Origin of the sequence: Cyanobium sp. NIES-981 (assembly GCF_900088535.1) — a bacterium.
In the GTDB taxonomy this organism is placed as follows: Bacteria; Cyanobacteriota; Cyanobacteriia; order PCC-6307; family Cyanobiaceae; genus NIES-981.
The window spans coordinates 1,713,060-1,727,681 of record NZ_LT578417.1; the positions used below are offsets into that span (position 1 = coordinate 1,713,060).

Consider the following 14,622-nt stretch of genomic DNA (forward strand, 5'->3'; position numbering starts at 1 on the left):
CTCAGCTGAGAAAGAAGTAACGGAATGTTAACCGGCGCGGTCCCCCAGGGGAGCGCCGGGTGCTTCAGGCCGCGGCCCGCAGCACCTCCACCACACTACGGAAAGCGAACCACTCGGGGATCTCCTCGCCGCCCCGCAGCATCTGGCGGAACTGGGTGCCGCTCAGCTTCCTCACGTGCAGACCGCGGGCCTCGGCATGCTCGGCCGTGACGTAGCCCTCCTCCTCGGTGTAGACGAGGTTGAGGGAGGGCACCGTCTCCATGCCCAGCTCGGCGGCGTTGTCCCGGGCAAAGTCCTGGGCCTGGTAGGGGCCGTAGAAGTCGCTGCCGGTGAGGCTCGACTTGCAGCCGGCCATGTCGCGGCCGATGATGAAGTGGGTGCAGCCGTAGTTCTTGCGGATGATCATGTGCTGCAGGGCCTCCCTCGGGCCGGCCATGTGCATCGAATAGGGCAGGTAGGCCCAGCGGATGCGGGGGTTGTTCACCTCGGCCGCCAGCCGCTCGTAGGTCTGGAAGCGCACGGCGCCGGCGATGTCATCGTCCTGGGTGGGACCGCAGGTGGGGTGGACCAGCACCACGGCCCCCTCGCTCACGTTGGACGCCTCAAGAGCCCGGGTGAAGAGCTCGTAGTGGGCCCGGTGGATGGGGTTGCGGCACTGGAACGCCACCACGCTCTGCCCCTCCGGCAGGGTGGCGCGCACCTCTGCGGGGGTCTTGCAGGGGAACACCCGCTGGGGCAGGGACAGGCCCTGCACCTGGCCGCCGAGGTAGATGCGTCCTCGCTCGCCGCAGATCATGCGCACGGCGGGATGCTCGATCGAAGTGGTGCCGTAACAGCCCTGGGCCTCGCGGGCCTTGTCGGGCTCCCACCTGCTCTCCACCGTGAGCACGGCCAGATCCTGCCCCCTGTAGGTGAGCAGCAGACGATCGCCGATGGCAATGGTGTCGTCCTCGGTGTCGAAGACGATCGGCAGGCCGAACAGGAGGCCGCTGGTGGTGCGGTGCCCGGCCACCACGGCGTCGTAGTCCTCCTGATGCATGAAGCCACGCAGAGGGGAGAAGCCGCCCACCACCAGGAGCTCCACGTCACAGGCGTTGCGATCGCTGCACTCCACGGCACGGCCGGCAGTGGCACGCACGGCCTCGCGCTCTGAATCCGCCACCATCAGATCCACCAGCGTGCCGCCGTGGGGGGCGATCAGACCGGCCATGGTGGTGGTGGACATGGAAACTCCCTGCGTTGATCAGGCTGGGATTCTCCCAGATCGCACCACACAGCGAGCGAAGCCATGAAAAAGAGGGGGCCGGGCACGGCCCCCTCGGGGAGAACACGGGGCAGGGAGCGCCGCTGAGGCTCAGGCTTTCTCCAGCCGTCCGTAGAGCTGGCCCGTGATCTTGACGTCGAGGGCCTGCTTGGTGCCCATGTCGGTATCGGAGGGCTGAACGGCCGTGAACACCCCGGCGAATTCACCGGTGCTGGCATCCACCTTGGTGATGGAGAGCTCCATGGCGCCCTTGCCGTCCACGTAGCGCTTCACGGTTTCGCCGGCGAAGTCGTCACCGGCGGGCACCAGCCCAACGGCCGAGCTGTAGCCGGTGGTGAGGCCCCGGGCCTTGGGATCGAGGAAGTTGGAGGTGCGGTAGCTGGGCACCCGGTAGGTGCCCTTGAAATCGGTGCTGGTGCTGATGGCGGCACCGTCCGCCTTCGCTTCGAGCTCCTTGCTGGAGAAGACGAACGGCACTTCCTCGCCTCCCGGCAGCAGCACGGTGATCAGCTGGAAATCGAGCCCGCCCTGCTCCTTGAAGCTGAGGTCATCGCCTTCCACGCGCAGATCGCCGTAGACCTGATCCAGGCTGGTGGTGAAGCGGGTGAGAATCTTGCCGGCCACGAACTGGGCCTCCTGGCGCTTGTTGGCGGGCTCACCCTTCACGAACACCTCGCTGGGATGCATGCAGATCTCGCGAAGGCTGTATGCGCCGGAGCCCTCGAGGGCGATCGAGCCGCGGGCGGAATCCGGCAGGGTGGGGCAGTCGTTGGCCAGACCCGTGTTGTGGATGTCTTCGTAGGTGAGGTTGGCGCGATCCACGGCCTTGGCCCCACCGCTGCAGGCGGTCACCAGGGTCAGACACAGCGCCAGCGCAAGGGCCAGCAGAGGACGAAAACGCATGGGGAGAACGCCGCAGGGAGGGGGCTAGTACTGGGCTGGGGCGGATCCTACCGGTGGCATTCCTGGATTCCCCGTACGATGTCGCGGCTCTCAACAACCTGTATGCGAGAGCGATCGCCCTGCAGGGGGCGCTGCAATCACGACCTGGATATGCCCCTCTCCGACGACCAGCAACAGCGGCTCGACGCCGTGCTGAACCAGGCCGCCGACCTGGCCGGCGAACTCAGCGGCCAGCCCGAACAGCTGCTCGACCTGCTGCGCCAGGTGGAGCAGCTGCACCGCACCATCCAGGACGGCCCTTTCCGCAGCAGTCTCCCCGCCGACCGCAACCACCTGTTCAGCCTGCTGAGGCGGATGGAGCAGAGCGGAGGCTGGCCTTACATCCCCCGGCTGCAGCTGCGCACCTTCATGGACCTGCTGCAGCGGGACACGGGCTGCGAGCCGGCTGTGCCGTGCCAGGAGCCCGACCATGCCGACGACGGCCCGGATCAGCCGCTGGCAGCCTGAGCCGGATCGCCGGGGCTCCGCCCCGGCCCGCCCCTGGTGGGGTGCAGGGCCGTGAGCAGCTGGTGGGCGATCGCCAGCTTGTGGGCCTGGGCCAGCGCGCTCACCTGATCGCCGGGTCCGAGCAGCCAGCCCCCATTCGAGAGGCCGCCGAAGCCGCAGCCCGGACGGTCGATCGGGTTGGCGAACAGCAGGTCGCAGCCCTTGCGGGCCAGCTTTGCCCGGGCCAGGGGCAGCACATCACCGGACTGGGCGGCGAAGCCGAGGATGCGCTGGCCGGCAGGGCGCCGTTCCACCAGCTGGGCGAGCAGATCGGGAACCGCCTCCCAGCCCTGGGAAAGCGCCCTTTCGAGGTCAAGCTTCTGCAACTTGGTGGCCGTTGGCCGGGCCCTGCGGTGATCGGCCACGGCGGCCGCCATGGCCACCGCATCTGCCCGCGGCTGACGCTCCAGCAGCGCCGCCTGCATCTCCGCGGCGGTCTGCACGGGGCTGCAGGCGAGCCCCTCGAGCCATCCCGGCGGCACGCTGAGCGGACCGTGGACCAGATCCACCCGGGCACCCCGCAACCGGGCGGCCTGGGCCAGCAGCACGCCCATCCGACCTGTGCTGGGGTTGGTGAGGCAGCGGGCCGGATCGAGGGGCTCACGGGTGGGGCCGGCACTCACCAGCAGCCGCAGCCCCTGCCAGTCGCGCTGGTTTCCCACCAGCGCGAGCGACTCCAACGCCAGCAGCACCAGGTCGGGGTCGGCCATCCGCCCCGCCCCCTGGCGATCGCAGGCCAGCAGGCCAGCCGTCGGCGCCAGGGCGAGCACGGAGGGCAGGCGGCTGAACACCTTCCAGTTGCGCTGCACCGGGAGTGAGTCCCACATGCTGGTGTTCATGGCGGCCGCCGCCAGCACGGGCGCCTCACAGGCCAGCAATGTGCTGGCGAGCAGCGTGTCGCCGAGGCCATGCACCCAGCGCGCCAGGGTGGTGGCCGTGAGGGGAGCCAGCAGCACCAGCTCGGCCCACTCGGCCAGGGCGATGTGCAGGGGGCGGGGTTCCCGATGGCTCCACTGGTCGGCGTCCAGATGGCAGGGGTTGCGGCTCAGGCAGGCCAGGGCCTCAGGGCTGACCAGCCGCGCGGCACTTGGGGTGAGCACACAGCGCACCTCCGCGCCCTGTTGCACCAGGGCACTCACCAGCAGCGGCAGTTTCACCGCGGCGATGCTGCCGCTGATGCCCACCAGGATGCGGCGGCCTGCGAGCGGCGCAGCCGGCGCCGCCGCCGCCCCATCAGCCCGGAACGCCATCAGTCCTCATCGAAGGGCTCCTGATCCACCAGGTGCACGTACGGCCGAGCCAGCTCGGGCCGGTGGATGGCCAGGGCCCGCATCAGATGCCAGTCACTCAGGCCGTCGAAGGGCGTGGGGTAGTCATCCTCTTCCAGCCGCTGGGCCAGGGAGGCGGCCATGGCCTCGTCGAAGGCCGCGAGCCGTTCCGGGGTGATGGACTCTGACGGTGAGGCCATGGCGGCAGGGGAACGCAGGGGGTCGGGATCAGGGCCGTGCTGACAGCGGGCTGACAGGCGCAGGCTCCATGGCGATAATGGCCCGCTGTAGGGGAATTAGCTCAGCTGGTAGAGCGCTGCGATCGCACCGCAGAGGTCAGGGGTTCGAGTCCCCTATTCTCCACTTCCCGCACCGGCGGCCCACCCTGCCGCCCTGACCCGATGCTCCGGATCTGATGCTCCGGACCTGATGCCCCCGCTGATGACCCAGACGTGACGGAGTGCGCCTGATCCTGATGGAGTGGACCTGATGGAGTCGACCTGATGGAGTGGACCAGCGAGGCCGAGAACCGGCTCAAGGAAGTGCCATTCTTCGTGCGGCCGGCCGTGCGGCGCCGTATCGAAGCGATGGCCGCCGAGGCTGGCGTGCAGCCGATCGACGAGGCCTTCTACGCCATGGCCCGTGAGCGGTTCGGCCAGAAATGAGCGCCCGGGAACCGGCGATGCAGTAAAAGGTACGGCACATCCGTCCCCCATCCATGTCGCAGTCGAAGCGCGAACAGGTGGTGAGTCACCTCCGCTACATCCGTCAGGAACTCCGTGAGATGCATCAGGGCGTCATGGAGGACGGCCTGCTGCCGGAAGCCGGAGAGGTGCGCGGCGTGATGGCCCAGATGGAGGCGCTGCTCGAACTGCTGGAGGGCAAGTCATCCCGCAAGAAGGACAGCGACAGCTGAGTCCAGCCTTGAACCGCTGCCCCGGGGGGTCAAGGGGTGGGATGGACGCTCTGGCAAACGACCCACACCCCTTGATGACCCGGCAATCCGTCGCTTTCTTAACAGCGTCCCCATCACCCGGCCCGGGCCCCAGGCCCCGGGCTTTTTCATTGGAATCCCCTATCAGTAGCGCCGAAGGGATGTCAAGGCTCCAGAGATGGTGTAGACCATGGCTGGCAGGACTGGGCCGGGTGATGGGGATCGCCAGTTCCGAGGTCCTGCCACTTCTTCCTTCCTGTCAGTGTCCCGCGTCGGTCGAGCCCGGCAGCCGGCTTCGGTGGTTCGGGAAGCTGGCACCGCGAAGCCCAGGCCATGGTCCAGCAGCCCTCTAACGGCGCCTCCCGGTGACCAACCCGCAACCGCGGTCACTCCAGCAGACACGCTTTCAGCAGAGCGTGGCCCAGGCCCCCCTGCGCCTGCAGCGCTGGGCCAGGAACCCCTGGCGGCGTCTGTCGCTGCAGTTGATCGTGCTGCTGCTGAGCTTCTCGATCGGCGGGGTGGTGGCCTCCATCGCAGGCCAGCTCTCCCAGATCGATCCCGTGGGTGCGCTGGTGTGCGTGCTGGTGATCGAGCTGGCCATCCGCGCCCGCGGGCCCCTGCTGCGGAGCACCAGCCACACCCTCGGCCTGAACCTGCTGGACATGGCCAGGATCGGCCTGCTCTACGGCCTGCTGCTGGACGGCTTCAAGCTGCTGTGAGCCCGGGAGCCGCCGCCGCCTCGGCGGCCAGCAGGTAGAGCAAGGCCATCCGCACCGGAATGCCGTTGCGCACCTGCTCCTCGACAAGGCAGACGGAAGGGTCGTCGAGCAGGGCGGAAGCCATTTCCACGCCCCGGTTCACGGGCCCGGGATGGAGCACGGGCACAGGCTTGCCGCAACGCTTCAGACGCTGGTGGCTGAGGCCATAGGCCCGGTGGTAGGCCTCGAGACTGGTGAGCAGGTGCTCACGCATCCGTTCCTTCTGGAGTCGCAGGGTCATCACCGCATCGGCCCCCTCCAGCGCCGTGTCCAGATCCCTCTCCAGGGTGACCCTGCCGCGCTGCGGCACCGGATCGCCGGCCTGGCCAGGGGGTGGGGCCTCCACGAAGGAGGCGAAGGCCTCCGGCAGCAGCGTGGGCGGACCGCACAGCACCACCTCGGCGCCGCAGGCGGTGAGCGCCCACAGGTTGGAGCGGGCGACCCGGGAATGGAGCACATCCCCCACGATCACGATGCGCCTGCCCCGCAGCACCTCGGGGGTCGGCGCCTCGGCCGAGAAATGGCGGGCCAGGGTGAACAGATCGAGCAGGCCCTGGCTGGGATGGCTGTGCAGGCCATCGCCGGCGTTGAGCACCGCGACCCGTTCGCCACTGCGATCCAGCTCCTCCGCCAGCAGCTGGGGAACACCGGCACAGCGGTGCCGCACCACCAGCACATCCGCCCCCATGGCCACATAGGTGCGCGCCGTATCCAGCAGGCTCTCGCCCTTGCTGAGGGAACTGGATGAGGGTGAAAAACTCTGCACGTCGGCGGAGAGGCGACGGGCCGCCAGCTCGAAGCTGCTGCGGGTGCGGGTGCTCGGCTCGAAGAACAGGCTGGTCATAAACCTGCCCTGCAGGGCGGGCAGCTTGCGGACCCCGCTGAAGGGCATGGCCCGGAAGCGCTGGGCCAGCTCCAGCACCTTGGCGAGGTCGTCGCACGAGAACGTCGCCAGATCGATCACATGGCGATGACCCCAGCTGCTCAAGACCCGGGAAGCGCAATCCTCCTCAACCTAGAGGCCGGGCCCGGCATGCCCCGCCGCAGGCGACAGGCGCGGCCGCCGGTCCCCCCGCGCCCGACGGCTCACGCTGGGGCTTTGCCGGAGGTACCAGCGCCAGGGGAGATCCTGGCCCTGGCTGATGCCGATCCGGGTGGTCTGGGTATGGGGGGGATCCTCCCCCGGCGGCCAGCGGCGCGGGGCGATCCACAGCCCGGAAGCGGGGGCGACCGGCAGACCGTCATGACGCCGGTCCAGGCCGAAGCGCCGGGCCAGCAGGGCCGGGCCCGCCGCCGTGCGCGCCGGCTCAGCGGGGAGCTGCAGGGCCCTGAGCAGCACCCCGTTGGCCCAGTCGCAGCGCCCCGTCACCACGTTCACGCAATGGTGGATGCCATAGGTGAGGTACACATAGAAGTGCCCCGGCTCCCCGAACAGGGTGGCGTTGCTGGGGGAACGGCGGCGATGGCCGTGGCAGGCGGGCTCGTCCTGGGAGTAGGCCTCGGTTTCCACGATCATCCCCTCCAGCTGGCGGCCATCGTCCCAGCGGCGGATCAGCCAGCAGCCCAGCAGATCGGGGGCCACCTGTTCCGCGGGCCGTGCAAAGAACGCCGCAGCCGGCAGACTGGGCACGGGCGCGCCACCATCGTGGGGTTGAAGGCCCGCAGCCCACTGATCCCCCATCCCTCTCCCCAGCATGGAATCCTCCGGTTTCACCCTCGCCAGCGTGCTGCTGGCCGGCAGCGGCCTGTTCTGCCTGGCCACGCTGTTCTTCGGCACCAAGGGCGGGTACTACGACACGGAGGCCTACGACGGCAACGGCACAGCCCACTGATGCAGTGGAGACTGATGCAGTGCAGGCTGATGCCTTGCCCTGGGAGAAAGGCCTCGAGGGATTCAGCCGCGAAGTTCAGCTGCTGAGCCGTTCAGCCTCGGGGCAGTCCTCCGCCGTGGGCAGCTCGGCCATGTCGCTGCGGTTCACATAGGCAAGCCGGGTGCTCACGGCACCGATCGAATCGAGCCGCACACTCTCCTCCCAGCTGTGGGTTTCGTCGTCCTCTTCGGCGTCGTAGTGGAGCGTCACGAGGTCGCCCTCGATTTCCGTGATCAGCGCCTCTTCGATCCAGCGCTGCTGATCCCGCAGAAACACCCACACGGGCCGCTTCTCGGCACAGAACTGATAGAGCTTGCGGTGCAGCATGGGCCCAACGGCGCAGCGCGCGGCCTGATCCTAGGCAGACCTGGCGGACTTGCCGCTGTTCACCACGACCCAACCCGCCCCCATCCCCTGTGACCAGCCAGACCCCGTCACCATCGGCGACCGCCCCCTCCAGCGCGGAACGCCGCACGGAGGACATCCGCCTGCAGCTGCGCAGCTGGCCTGAGGTGGAGGCCTACCTGGAGCGCTGTCGGGGCGTGATCGTGCCCCTGGGCTCCACGGAGCAGCACGGCCCCACCGGCGCCATCGGCACCGATGCGCTCACCGCCGAAGCCGTGGCCCTGGAGGTGGGGCGCCGCAGCGGGGTGCTGGTGACACCGGCGCAGGCCTTCGGCATGGCGGAACACCATCTGGGCTTCGCCGGCACGGTGAGCCTGCAGCCCAGCACCCTGATGGCGGTGCTGCACGACGTGGTGCTCTCCCTGGCCGGCCATGGCTTCGAGCGCATCTTCGTGATCAATGGCCACGGCGGCAACATCGCCACCAGCAAGGCCGCCTTTGCCCAGGCCTACGCCACGGCGGCCAGCCGCGGCCTGCCCCGGGCCGCCGAGCTGCGCTGCCGCCTCGCCAACTGGTTCATGGCGCCAGCGGTGCTGCAGAAGGCGCGCGAGCTCTACGGCAACCGGGAAGGGCACCATGCCACCCCCAGCGAGATCGCCCTCACCCTGCATCTGGAACCCAGCCTGGCCGGCAAGCAGAGGCCCCTGCCGGAGCCGGCGCCGGCTGGCCCGATCCACGGCCCGGCCGACTTCCGCCGCCGCCACCCCGACGGCCGCATGGGCTCGGACCCCTTCCTGGCCCGGGCCGAGCACGGCGCCACCTTCCTCGACCTCGCCGCCTCGGCGCTGTGCACCGATCTGGAGCGCTTCCTCAACGCCGAGAGCTAGCTTCATGGCCCAGAGCCCAACCGTGCCCCATGAGCAAGATCTCGGCCGAGGACGTGCGCAAGGTGGCCCATCTGGCCAGGCTGGCGCTGCCTGAGGAGAAGATCGCCACCTATACCGGCCAGCTGGAGCGCATCCTCGAGTATGTGGCCCATCTCGAGGCCGTGGACACCGAGGGGGTGCCTCCGACGACCCGCGCCGTCGAGGTGACGAACGTGACCCGGGAGGATGAGGTGGTGACCACCGGGGTGCGGGAGGAACTGCTGGATCTGGCCCCTCAGCGCGAGGGGGATTTCTTCCGGGTGCCGCAGATCCTGGCGGGCTGAGACCGAAGCGCATCGAGGCCGAGCGCTGAGCTCAGCGCACGGGCGAGACCGCCGTGCGGTGCAGCACCTCGAGCACCCGACGGCGGGCATGGCGGGTGGGCATCAGCGCTGCCAGGGGGCGGAGCTTGCTGCGCCGCTTGCTGTGGCTGCGCACACCGAGCAGGATGTCGTAGAGGAAGTTGAGCCCATCGGCGCGGCTTTCGAACAGGCCCAGGCGCTGGGGGGAACCCTTGCTGTCCAGAATGTGCTTGGTGGCGTGATAGGCGGGGCGGTACTCGAACCACGGGATCGACGGCCAGAGATGGTGGATCAGGTGATAGTTCTGACCCATGATCAGCCAGTTCATCAGCCTGCTGGGGTAGACCCGGGCGTTGTGCCAGCGGTTGCGTGACTGAAACGGCCGGTGGGGCAGATAGTCGAAGAAGAGACCCAGGGTGACGCCCACCATCAGGGCCGGGGCGAACCAGCAATTGAAGATGAAGGGGAGAAATCCGTATTTGGCCGCAGCCACCACAATGGCCACGAAGATGCCGCGCGCCAGGCCCCACTCCAGCAGCTCGTAGCGCCGCCAGAGACGGCGGCGGAAGAAGAAGACTTCGTGGTAGAAAAACCGCGGAGCGATCAACCACAGCGGCCCGAACGTGCTCACGATGTGGTCGGGGTCGTGCTTCGGATCGTTCACATGGGCGTGGTGCTGAAGATGCACCCGGGTGAACACCGGGAAGCTGAAGCCGAGCAGCAGCGCCGCCCCGTGACCCATCACCGCATTCCAGAAGCGGTTCGGGTGGGCGGCGTTGTGGCAGGCGTCATGGATCACCGTGCCCTCCAGATGCAGGGCCAGAAAGCCCGTGATCAGCAGCACCGGCAGCGGCCAGCCCCCCACGAACCAGCCCCAGATGGTGAGACCGGCCAGGGCGAAGCCGCCCAGGAACAGGCCCACGGTGGGGTTCCAGGCGGAGGGAGCATCCAGAAAGTGCCTGGGCACCGCGCTCGACGGCGAGTGGCGCGGGGCGGGAACGGCCAGGGGGCGCTCAACAGCCGGGGCCTGGGTCATGGACGACGACGCGCTGTTGAGCGACAAGTTGCCTGCAACTTAAGAAAAGGTCGATGCCCACCGGGGGACTTGAACCCCCACGACCGCAGCCACTGGAACCTAAACCCAGCGCGTCTACCAATTCCGCCAGGTGGGCAGGGCCGGACTCTAGGCAAACCCGCTGCGGAGGCCAGTCCCCGGGCTGGACCCAGAATGGAGTCCGCTGCTCTGCACCCATGCTCGCGACCCTGGGGGGAGACCTGGCCCTGGTGGTGGGGCTTGCCGTGCTGCTGCTTCCCGTCGTGGCCGCGGAGCTGAGCCGGCCGCGCGACTCGGCCTGGGGCGCCGTTGTGCTGTTGCTGGGCCTGGTGCTCGTCACCAGTTCCGAGCGCCTCACCGGCGCGCCGATGCTCGGGGTGCTGTGCGGAGGCCTGCTGATCGGCCGGCTGGGTCTCGAGGTGGGCCAGAGCCGCTGGCGGGCCCTCACCCCGGAGGAGCAGCAGCGGCTGTGGTCCCGGGAACGCTGGCAGGCCAGCCTGGGCGAGCTGGGGGCCAGCCTGGGCCGGCTGCTGGAGCTGGCCGCAGGGTCGGTGGCAGGGGTGCTGGGCTGGCTGCGGCAGCGGCGCCAACCCCGCCCCACCACCAAGCGCTGGGTGCGTCAGGAGCCTGCGACCGGGGATGGGGCAGAGGCTCCCGCCCCGCCGGTGGTGGTGGCGTCGCTGGATGACGTCGAGGTTCTGCTCGAGACCGCCCAGACGCCGGAGAGCGGCGCCAGCAGCTGCGAGGCGCCGTCATCCACGGCGGATGACGGCGGCGAAACGGGATAATCCCCCTTTCCTGCCCGAGGCGCCGTGACCGCCAGCTCTGCGCCTGCCTCCTACAAGGACACCCTCAACCTGCTGCAGACCCCGTTTTCGATGCGGGCCAATGCCAAGGTGCGGGAGCCGGAGATCCAGGCCTTCTGGGCGGAGCAGCGGATCTACGAACGGCTCAGCCGGGAGAACAGCGGCCCGGTGTTCACCCTGCATGACGGCCCTCCCTACGCCAACGGGGCCCTGCATGTGGGCCACGCCCTCAACAAGATCCTCAAGGACATCATCAACAAGACGGCGCTGCTGCAGGGCCGCCGGGCACGCTTCGTGCCCGGCTGGGACTGCCACGGCCTGCCGATCGAGCTGAAGGTGCTGCAGGGGCTCAAGAGCAGCGAGCGCGCCGGGCTCACGCCGCTGAGCCTGCGCCGGAAGGCCCACGCCTACGCCCTGGAGCAGGTGGAAGGGCAGAAAGCCGGCTTCCGGCGCTGGGGCATCTGGGCCGACTGGGATTCCCCTTACCTCACGCTTCAGAAGAGCTACGAGGCGGCCCAGATCGGCGTGTTCGGCGCCATGGTGCTGGCGGGCCACATCTACCGGGGCCTCAAGCCCGTGCACTGGAGCCCCAGCTCCCGCACCGCCCTGGCGGAAGCCGAGCTCGAGTACCCCGACGGCCACACCTCCCCCAGCGTCTACGTGGCCTTCCCGGTGGAGGCCGTGCCCACGGCCCTGGCCGGCCGCCTGCGGGCCGAGGGCATCGAGGTGGAGGACTCCGGCGCGATGGGGGCCCAGGGCCGGCCGATCACGCTCTCCGTGGCCATCTGGACCACCACCCCCTGGACCCTCCCCGCCAACCTGGCCATCGCGGTGAACGGCCGGCTCGACTACAGCATCTGTGAGGTGGACCGCGGCGACAGCCTCTCCAATCACCTCGTGGTGGCCACCGAGCTGGTGGCGGGCCTGGAGACAACCCTGGGGCTGACCCTCAGGCCCCTGCTCACCCTGAAGGGAGAGCAGCTGGAGGGAATCGTGTACCGCCACCCCCTGCTGGAGCGCCGCGGCCAGGTGGTGATCGGCGGTGACTACATCACCACCGAAGCCGGCACGGGGCTGGTGCACACCGCTCCCGGCCACGGCGTGGACGACTTCAACACCGGCCGGAAGTACAACCTGCCGGTGCTCTGCCCGGTGGATGAGGCCGGCACCCTCACCGAGGAGGCCGGCCCCTTCGCCGGCACGAACGTGCTCAAGGACGCCAACCCGGCGATCGTGGCGGCCCTGCGGGAGGCCGGTGTGCTGCTGAGCGAGCAGCACTACGAACACCGTTACCCCTACGACTGGCGCACCAAGAAGCCCACGATCTTCCGCGCCACCGAGCAGTGGTTCGCCTCGGTGGAGGGGTTCCGCCAGGCCGCCCTCGACGCCATCGCCCGGGTGGAGTGGCTGCCGGCCAGCGGCCGCAACCGCATCGAGGCGATGGTGAGCGAGCGGGGCGACTGGTGCATCAGCCGCCAGCGCACCTGGGGCGTGCCGATCCCCGTGTTCTACCACCGCGACACCGGTGAGGTGCTGCTCAATCAGGCCACCCTGGGCCACATCCAGGCCCTGATCGCCGAGCACGGCGCCGACGTGTGGTGGGAGCGGGAGGAGGCCGGCCTGCTGCCGCCCGAGCTGGCCCACCAGGCCGACCAGTGGCGCAAGGGCACCGACACGATGGACGTGTGGTTCGACTCGGGCTCCTCCTGGGCCGGCGTGCTGCAGGAGCGGGGCCTTGACTATCCCGCCGACCTCTACCTGGAGGGGAGCGACCAGCACCGCGGCTGGTTCCAGAGCAGCCTGCTCACCTCGGTGGCGGTGAATGGCACCGCGCCCTACCGGCGGGTGCTCACCCACGGCTTCACCCTCGATGAGAAGGGCCGCAAGATGAGCAAATCCCTCGGCAACGTGGTGGATCCGGCGGTGCTGGTGGAGGGGGGCCGCAACGAGAAGCAGGAGCCGGCCTACGGCGCCGATGTGCTGCGGCTGTGGGTGAGCTCGGTGGATTATTCCGCCGATGTGCCCCTGGGTCCGGGCATCGTGAAGCAGCTGGCGGATGTGTACCGCAAGGTGCGCAACACGGCGCGCTACCTGCTCGGCAACCTGCACGATTTCGACCCGCGGCCTGTCGAGGAAGGGGGCCACGCCATCCCCGTGGACGCGCTGCCGTTGCTGGATCGGTGGATGCTGCAGCGCACCGCCGCGCTGATCGACGCCGTGACGGGCGACTTCGAGCGCTACGAGTTCTACCGCTTCTTCCAGGCTCTGCAGAACTTCTGCGTGGTGGACCTCTCGAACGTGTACCTCGACATCGCCAAGGACCGGCTCTACGTGAGCGGGGCCGGCGACTTTCGCCGCCGCAGCTGCCAGACGGTGCTGGCCCTGGTGGTGGAACGGCTGGCCGGCCTGATCGCACCGGTGCTGTGCCACATGGCCGAGGACATCTGGCAGAACCTGCCCTATCCGGTGGCTGAGGTGTCGGTGTTCCAGCGCGGCTGGCCCACGGCACCGCCCAGCTGGCACCAGCCGGCGGTGGAGGGCCCGATGGCCCAGATCCTGGAGCTCCGGACTCTGGTGAACCGCCAGCTGGAGGCCTGCCGGAAGCAGGCCGGCAAGGGGGCCGACCGGGGCGGCGGCGGGGAGGCCATCGGCGCCTCCCTGGAAGCCCAGGTGCAGCTGGAGATCGCCGGGGACGCCCGAACGGCCCCCCTGCGCGAAGCCCTGGACTGGTTGGCCGCCGCTGGCCGGCCGGGCGTCGATGACCTCGCCGACTGGCTGCTGGTCTCCGAGCTCAGGGTCGGGGGGCAACCGCCCGATGGGGTGCTGGCCGAAACCGAGCAGAACGGCATCACGGTGCGGGTCGCCAGGGCTGCGGGCACCAAGTGCGAGCGCTGCTGGCACTACACCAGCGACATCGGAACCTCCAGCATCCACCCCAGCCTCTGCGGACGTTGCGCGACGGTCCTCGGCTGAACCGGATTCAGCTCAGGCGTCTCCACTGGCCCGGAGGCGCGGCAGCAGCAGGCCCGAACGCGCCCGGTAGGCCTCGAACTCCGGATACCTGGACAGGGAGGCATCCTTCCTGAGCATGTTGGGCAGGAAGACCCCCAGACCAAAGCCGGCCAGCACGAGGTAGGGGAGCCAGTGCATCGCCAGCAGGGCGAAGGAGAGATAGATCAGCAGCTCGCCCAGGTAGTTGGTGTTGCGGCTGCGGGCGAAGAAACCCTCGGTGATCAGGCCCTGCCGGACCTGCAGCGTGAAGTGCTTCTGGGCATCACTGCCGAAGTGCAGAAACACCCCGAGGATGTTGCAGGCGATCGCCGCGGCCACCAGGGGCAGGGGAGGCACCATCCCGCTGCGGATCAGCAGGAACGGCGCCAGCCAGTACAGCCCCAGCGTCAGGAAGCCCACCACCGCCATCGGCCAGGCGATCGGTTGCTGCCACTGGCGGTCAGGGAAGATGGCGTCCTTGAGAAGCCAGATCAGGCCGTAGGTGCCGTGCAGGGCCAGGTACACCCACGGGCCCAGCGTGGCATTGCCGTAGGCCACCATCAGACCGGCCACCATGAGCGGGGTGGAGCCCTTGTGGAGGTTGATGACGTGGCGAAGCTGCATCGCGGCTTTTGGCGACCACGCTAGGCAGGC

General features: G+C 69.2%; 18 protein-coding genes and 2 tRNA genes. 10 read left to right on the plus strand and 10 right to left on the minus strand.

Going from position 1 to position 14,622, the window contains the following annotated elements; translation table 11 throughout:
• Positions 1-64: 64 nt before the first annotated feature.
• Positions 65-1,225 (minus strand): sulfate adenylyltransferase, encoded by a 1,161-nt coding sequence (sat, locus tag CBM981_RS08860; protein WP_087068111.1) that lies wholly within the window; start codon positions 1,223-1,225, stop codon positions 65-67.
• Between the two features lie 129 nt (positions 1,226-1,354).
• Complete coding sequence (gene psbO / locus CBM981_RS08865; RefSeq protein WP_087068112.1) at positions 1,355-2,167, minus strand: photosystem II manganese-stabilizing polypeptide; 813 nt, start codon at positions 2,165-2,167, stop codon at positions 1,355-1,357.
• Between the two features lie 150 nt (positions 2,168-2,317).
• Between psbO and CBM981_RS08870 the strand changes: the two genes are divergently transcribed.
• Entirely contained in the window at positions 2,318-2,674 is a 357-nt protein-coding gene (locus CBM981_RS08870) for a hypothetical protein (RefSeq protein WP_087068113.1), read from the plus strand.
• On the opposite strand, the gene coaBC is transcribed toward CBM981_RS08870, so the two are convergent.
• Both coaBC and CBM981_RS08880 read right to left on the minus strand, forming a co-directional pair.
• Positions 2,656-3,963: a bifunctional phosphopantothenoylcysteine decarboxylase/phosphopantothenate--cysteine ligase CoaBC gene (coaBC, locus tag CBM981_RS08875; protein WP_087068114.1), complete on the minus strand. Its 1,308-nt coding sequence runs from the start codon at positions 3,961-3,963 to the stop codon at positions 2,656-2,658. The two genes, CBM981_RS08870 and coaBC, sit on opposite strands and share 19 nt — an antisense overlap.
• A complete protein-coding gene (locus CBM981_RS08880) occupies positions 3,963-4,181 on the minus strand; it encodes a DUF2555 domain-containing protein (protein ID WP_087068115.1) in 219 nt (72 codons plus the stop codon). The genes coaBC and CBM981_RS08880 overlap by 1 nt, the downstream gene beginning before the upstream one ends.
• 90 nt (positions 4,182-4,271) lie before the next feature.
• On the opposite strand from CBM981_RS08880, the gene CBM981_RS08885 reads away from it, so the two are divergent.
• From CBM981_RS08885 to CBM981_RS08900, 4 genes are all read left to right on the plus strand, one after another.
• A tRNA-Ala gene (locus tag CBM981_RS08885) sits at positions 4,272-4,344 on the plus strand.
• Positions 4,345-4,484: 140 nt separating this feature from the next.
• A complete protein-coding gene (locus CBM981_RS08890) occupies positions 4,485-4,646 on the plus strand; it encodes a PCP reductase family protein (protein WP_087068116.1) in 162 nt (53 codons plus the stop codon).
• Between the two features lie 53 nt (positions 4,647-4,699).
• Complete coding sequence (locus CBM981_RS08895) at positions 4,700-4,897, plus strand: hypothetical protein (RefSeq protein WP_006910971.1); 198 nt, start codon at positions 4,700-4,702, stop codon at positions 4,895-4,897.
• Positions 4,898-5,280: 383 nt separating this feature from the next.
• Positions 5,281-5,634 (plus strand): DUF565 domain-containing protein, encoded by a 354-nt coding sequence (locus CBM981_RS08900; RefSeq protein WP_087068117.1) that lies wholly within the window; start codon positions 5,281-5,283, stop codon positions 5,632-5,634.
• Here the strand turns inward: CBM981_RS08900 and CBM981_RS08905 are convergent.
• Positions 5,621-6,661 (minus strand): aspartate carbamoyltransferase catalytic subunit, encoded by a 1,041-nt coding sequence (locus CBM981_RS08905; protein WP_087068118.1) that lies wholly within the window; start codon positions 6,659-6,661, stop codon positions 5,621-5,623. The two genes, CBM981_RS08900 and CBM981_RS08905, sit on opposite strands and share 14 nt — an antisense overlap.
• A 27-nt stretch (positions 6,662-6,688) precedes the next feature.
• A complete protein-coding gene (locus CBM981_RS08910) occupies positions 6,689-7,354 on the minus strand; it encodes a DNA-3-methyladenine glycosylase (protein ID WP_087068119.1) in 666 nt (221 codons plus the stop codon).
• Between the two features lie 13 nt (positions 7,355-7,367).
• Here CBM981_RS08910 and CBM981_RS15620 point away from each other — a divergent pair, with 13 nt between their 5' ends.
• Positions 7,368-7,505, plus strand: a complete 138-nt coding sequence (locus CBM981_RS15620; RefSeq protein ID WP_172820855.1) for a hypothetical protein — start codon at positions 7,368-7,370, stop codon at positions 7,503-7,505.
• Positions 7,506-7,580: 75 nt separating this feature from the next.
• Here the strand turns inward: CBM981_RS15620 and CBM981_RS08915 are convergent, their stop codons facing one another.
• Positions 7,581-7,871, minus strand: a complete 291-nt coding sequence (locus tag CBM981_RS08915) for a DUF6679 family protein (protein WP_087068120.1) — start codon at positions 7,869-7,871, stop codon at positions 7,581-7,583.
• Positions 7,872-7,960: 89 nt separating this feature from the next.
• On the opposite strand from CBM981_RS08915, the gene CBM981_RS08920 reads away from it, so the two are divergent.
• Together CBM981_RS08920 and gatC are read left to right on the plus strand one after the other, a co-directional pair.
• Entirely contained in the window at positions 7,961-8,776 is an 816-nt protein-coding gene (locus CBM981_RS08920) for a creatininase family protein (RefSeq protein ID WP_087068121.1), read from the plus strand.
• A gap of 29 nt (positions 8,777-8,805) precedes the next feature.
• Positions 8,806-9,099, plus strand: a complete 294-nt coding sequence (gene gatC / locus CBM981_RS08925) for an Asp-tRNA(Asn)/Glu-tRNA(Gln) amidotransferase subunit GatC (RefSeq protein ID WP_087068122.1) — start codon at positions 8,806-8,808, stop codon at positions 9,097-9,099.
• Between the two features lie 31 nt (positions 9,100-9,130).
• On the opposite strand, the gene crtR is transcribed toward gatC, so the two are convergent.
• Both crtR and CBM981_RS08935 read right to left on the minus strand, forming a co-directional pair.
• The gene (crtR, locus tag CBM981_RS08930; protein ID WP_087068123.1) at positions 9,131-10,153 is read right to left on the minus strand and encodes a beta-carotene hydroxylase; all 1,023 of its coding nucleotides are present in this window, start codon (positions 10,151-10,153) and stop codon (positions 9,131-9,133) included.
• 54 nt (positions 10,154-10,207) lie between these two features.
• Positions 10,208-10,289, minus strand: a tRNA-Leu gene (locus CBM981_RS08935).
• A gap of 79 nt (positions 10,290-10,368) precedes the next feature.
• Between CBM981_RS08935 and CBM981_RS08940 the strand changes: the two genes are divergently transcribed.
• The gene (locus CBM981_RS08940; protein WP_087068124.1) at positions 10,369-10,959 is read left to right on the plus strand and encodes a Ycf66 family protein; all 591 of its coding nucleotides are present in this window, start codon (positions 10,369-10,371) and stop codon (positions 10,957-10,959) included.
• A gap of 24 nt (positions 10,960-10,983) precedes the next feature.
• Complete coding sequence (gene ileS / locus CBM981_RS08945) at positions 10,984-13,950, plus strand: isoleucine--tRNA ligase (protein ID WP_087068125.1); 2,967 nt, start codon at positions 10,984-10,986, stop codon at positions 13,948-13,950.
• Positions 13,951-13,962: 12 nt separating this feature from the next.
• Here the strand turns inward: ileS and CBM981_RS08950 are convergent, their stop codons facing one another.
• Positions 13,963-14,592, minus strand: coding sequence for an isoprenylcysteine carboxylmethyltransferase family protein (locus tag CBM981_RS08950; RefSeq protein WP_087068126.1), 630 nt, complete (start codon positions 14,590-14,592; stop codon positions 13,963-13,965).
• Positions 14,593-14,622: the final 30 nt, after the last annotated feature.

Coding starts and splice junctions, on each gene's coding strand:
- CBM981_RS08895 (WP_006910971.1), top strand. CDS start 4,700: ATGTCGCAGTCGAAGCGCGAACAGGTGGTGAGTCACCTCCGCTACATC.
- CBM981_RS08870 (WP_087068113.1), top strand. CDS start 2,318: ATGCCCCTCTCCGACGACCAGCAACAGCGGCTCGACGCCGTGCTGAAC.
- CBM981_RS08940 (WP_087068124.1), top strand. CDS start 10,369: ATGCTCGCGACCCTGGGGGGAGACCTGGCCCTGGTGGTGGGGCTTGCC.
- CBM981_RS08890 (WP_087068116.1), top strand. CDS start 4,485: ATGGAGTGGACCAGCGAGGCCGAGAACCGGCTCAAGGAAGTGCCATTC.
- psbO (WP_087068112.1), bottom strand. CDS start 2,167: ATGCGTTTTCGTCCTCTGCTGGCCCTTGCGCTGGCGCTGTGTCTGACC.
- CBM981_RS08880 (WP_087068115.1), bottom strand. CDS start 4,181: ATGGCCTCACCGTCAGAGTCCATCACCCCGGAACGGCTCGCGGCCTTC.
- crtR (WP_087068123.1), bottom strand. CDS start 10,153: ATGACCCAGGCCCCGGCTGTTGAGCGCCCCCTGGCCGTTCCCGCCCCG.
- CBM981_RS08915 (WP_087068120.1), bottom strand. CDS start 7,871: ATGCTGCACCGCAAGCTCTATCAGTTCTGTGCCGAGAAGCGGCCCGTG.
- sat (WP_087068111.1), bottom strand. CDS start 1,225: ATGTCCACCACCACCATGGCCGGTCTGATCGCCCCCCACGGCGGCACG.
- CBM981_RS08910 (WP_087068119.1), bottom strand. CDS start 7,354: ATGGGGGATCAGTGGGCTGCGGGCCTTCAACCCCACGATGGTGGCGCG.
- coaBC (WP_087068114.1), bottom strand. CDS start 3,963: ATGGCGTTCCGGGCTGATGGGGCGGCGGCGGCGCCGGCTGCGCCGCTC.
- CBM981_RS15620 (WP_172820855.1), top strand. CDS start 7,368: ATGGAATCCTCCGGTTTCACCCTCGCCAGCGTGCTGCTGGCCGGCAGC.
- gatC (WP_087068122.1), top strand. CDS start 8,806: ATGAGCAAGATCTCGGCCGAGGACGTGCGCAAGGTGGCCCATCTGGCC.
- CBM981_RS08950 (WP_087068126.1), bottom strand. CDS start 14,592: ATGCAGCTTCGCCACGTCATCAACCTCCACAAGGGCTCCACCCCGCTC.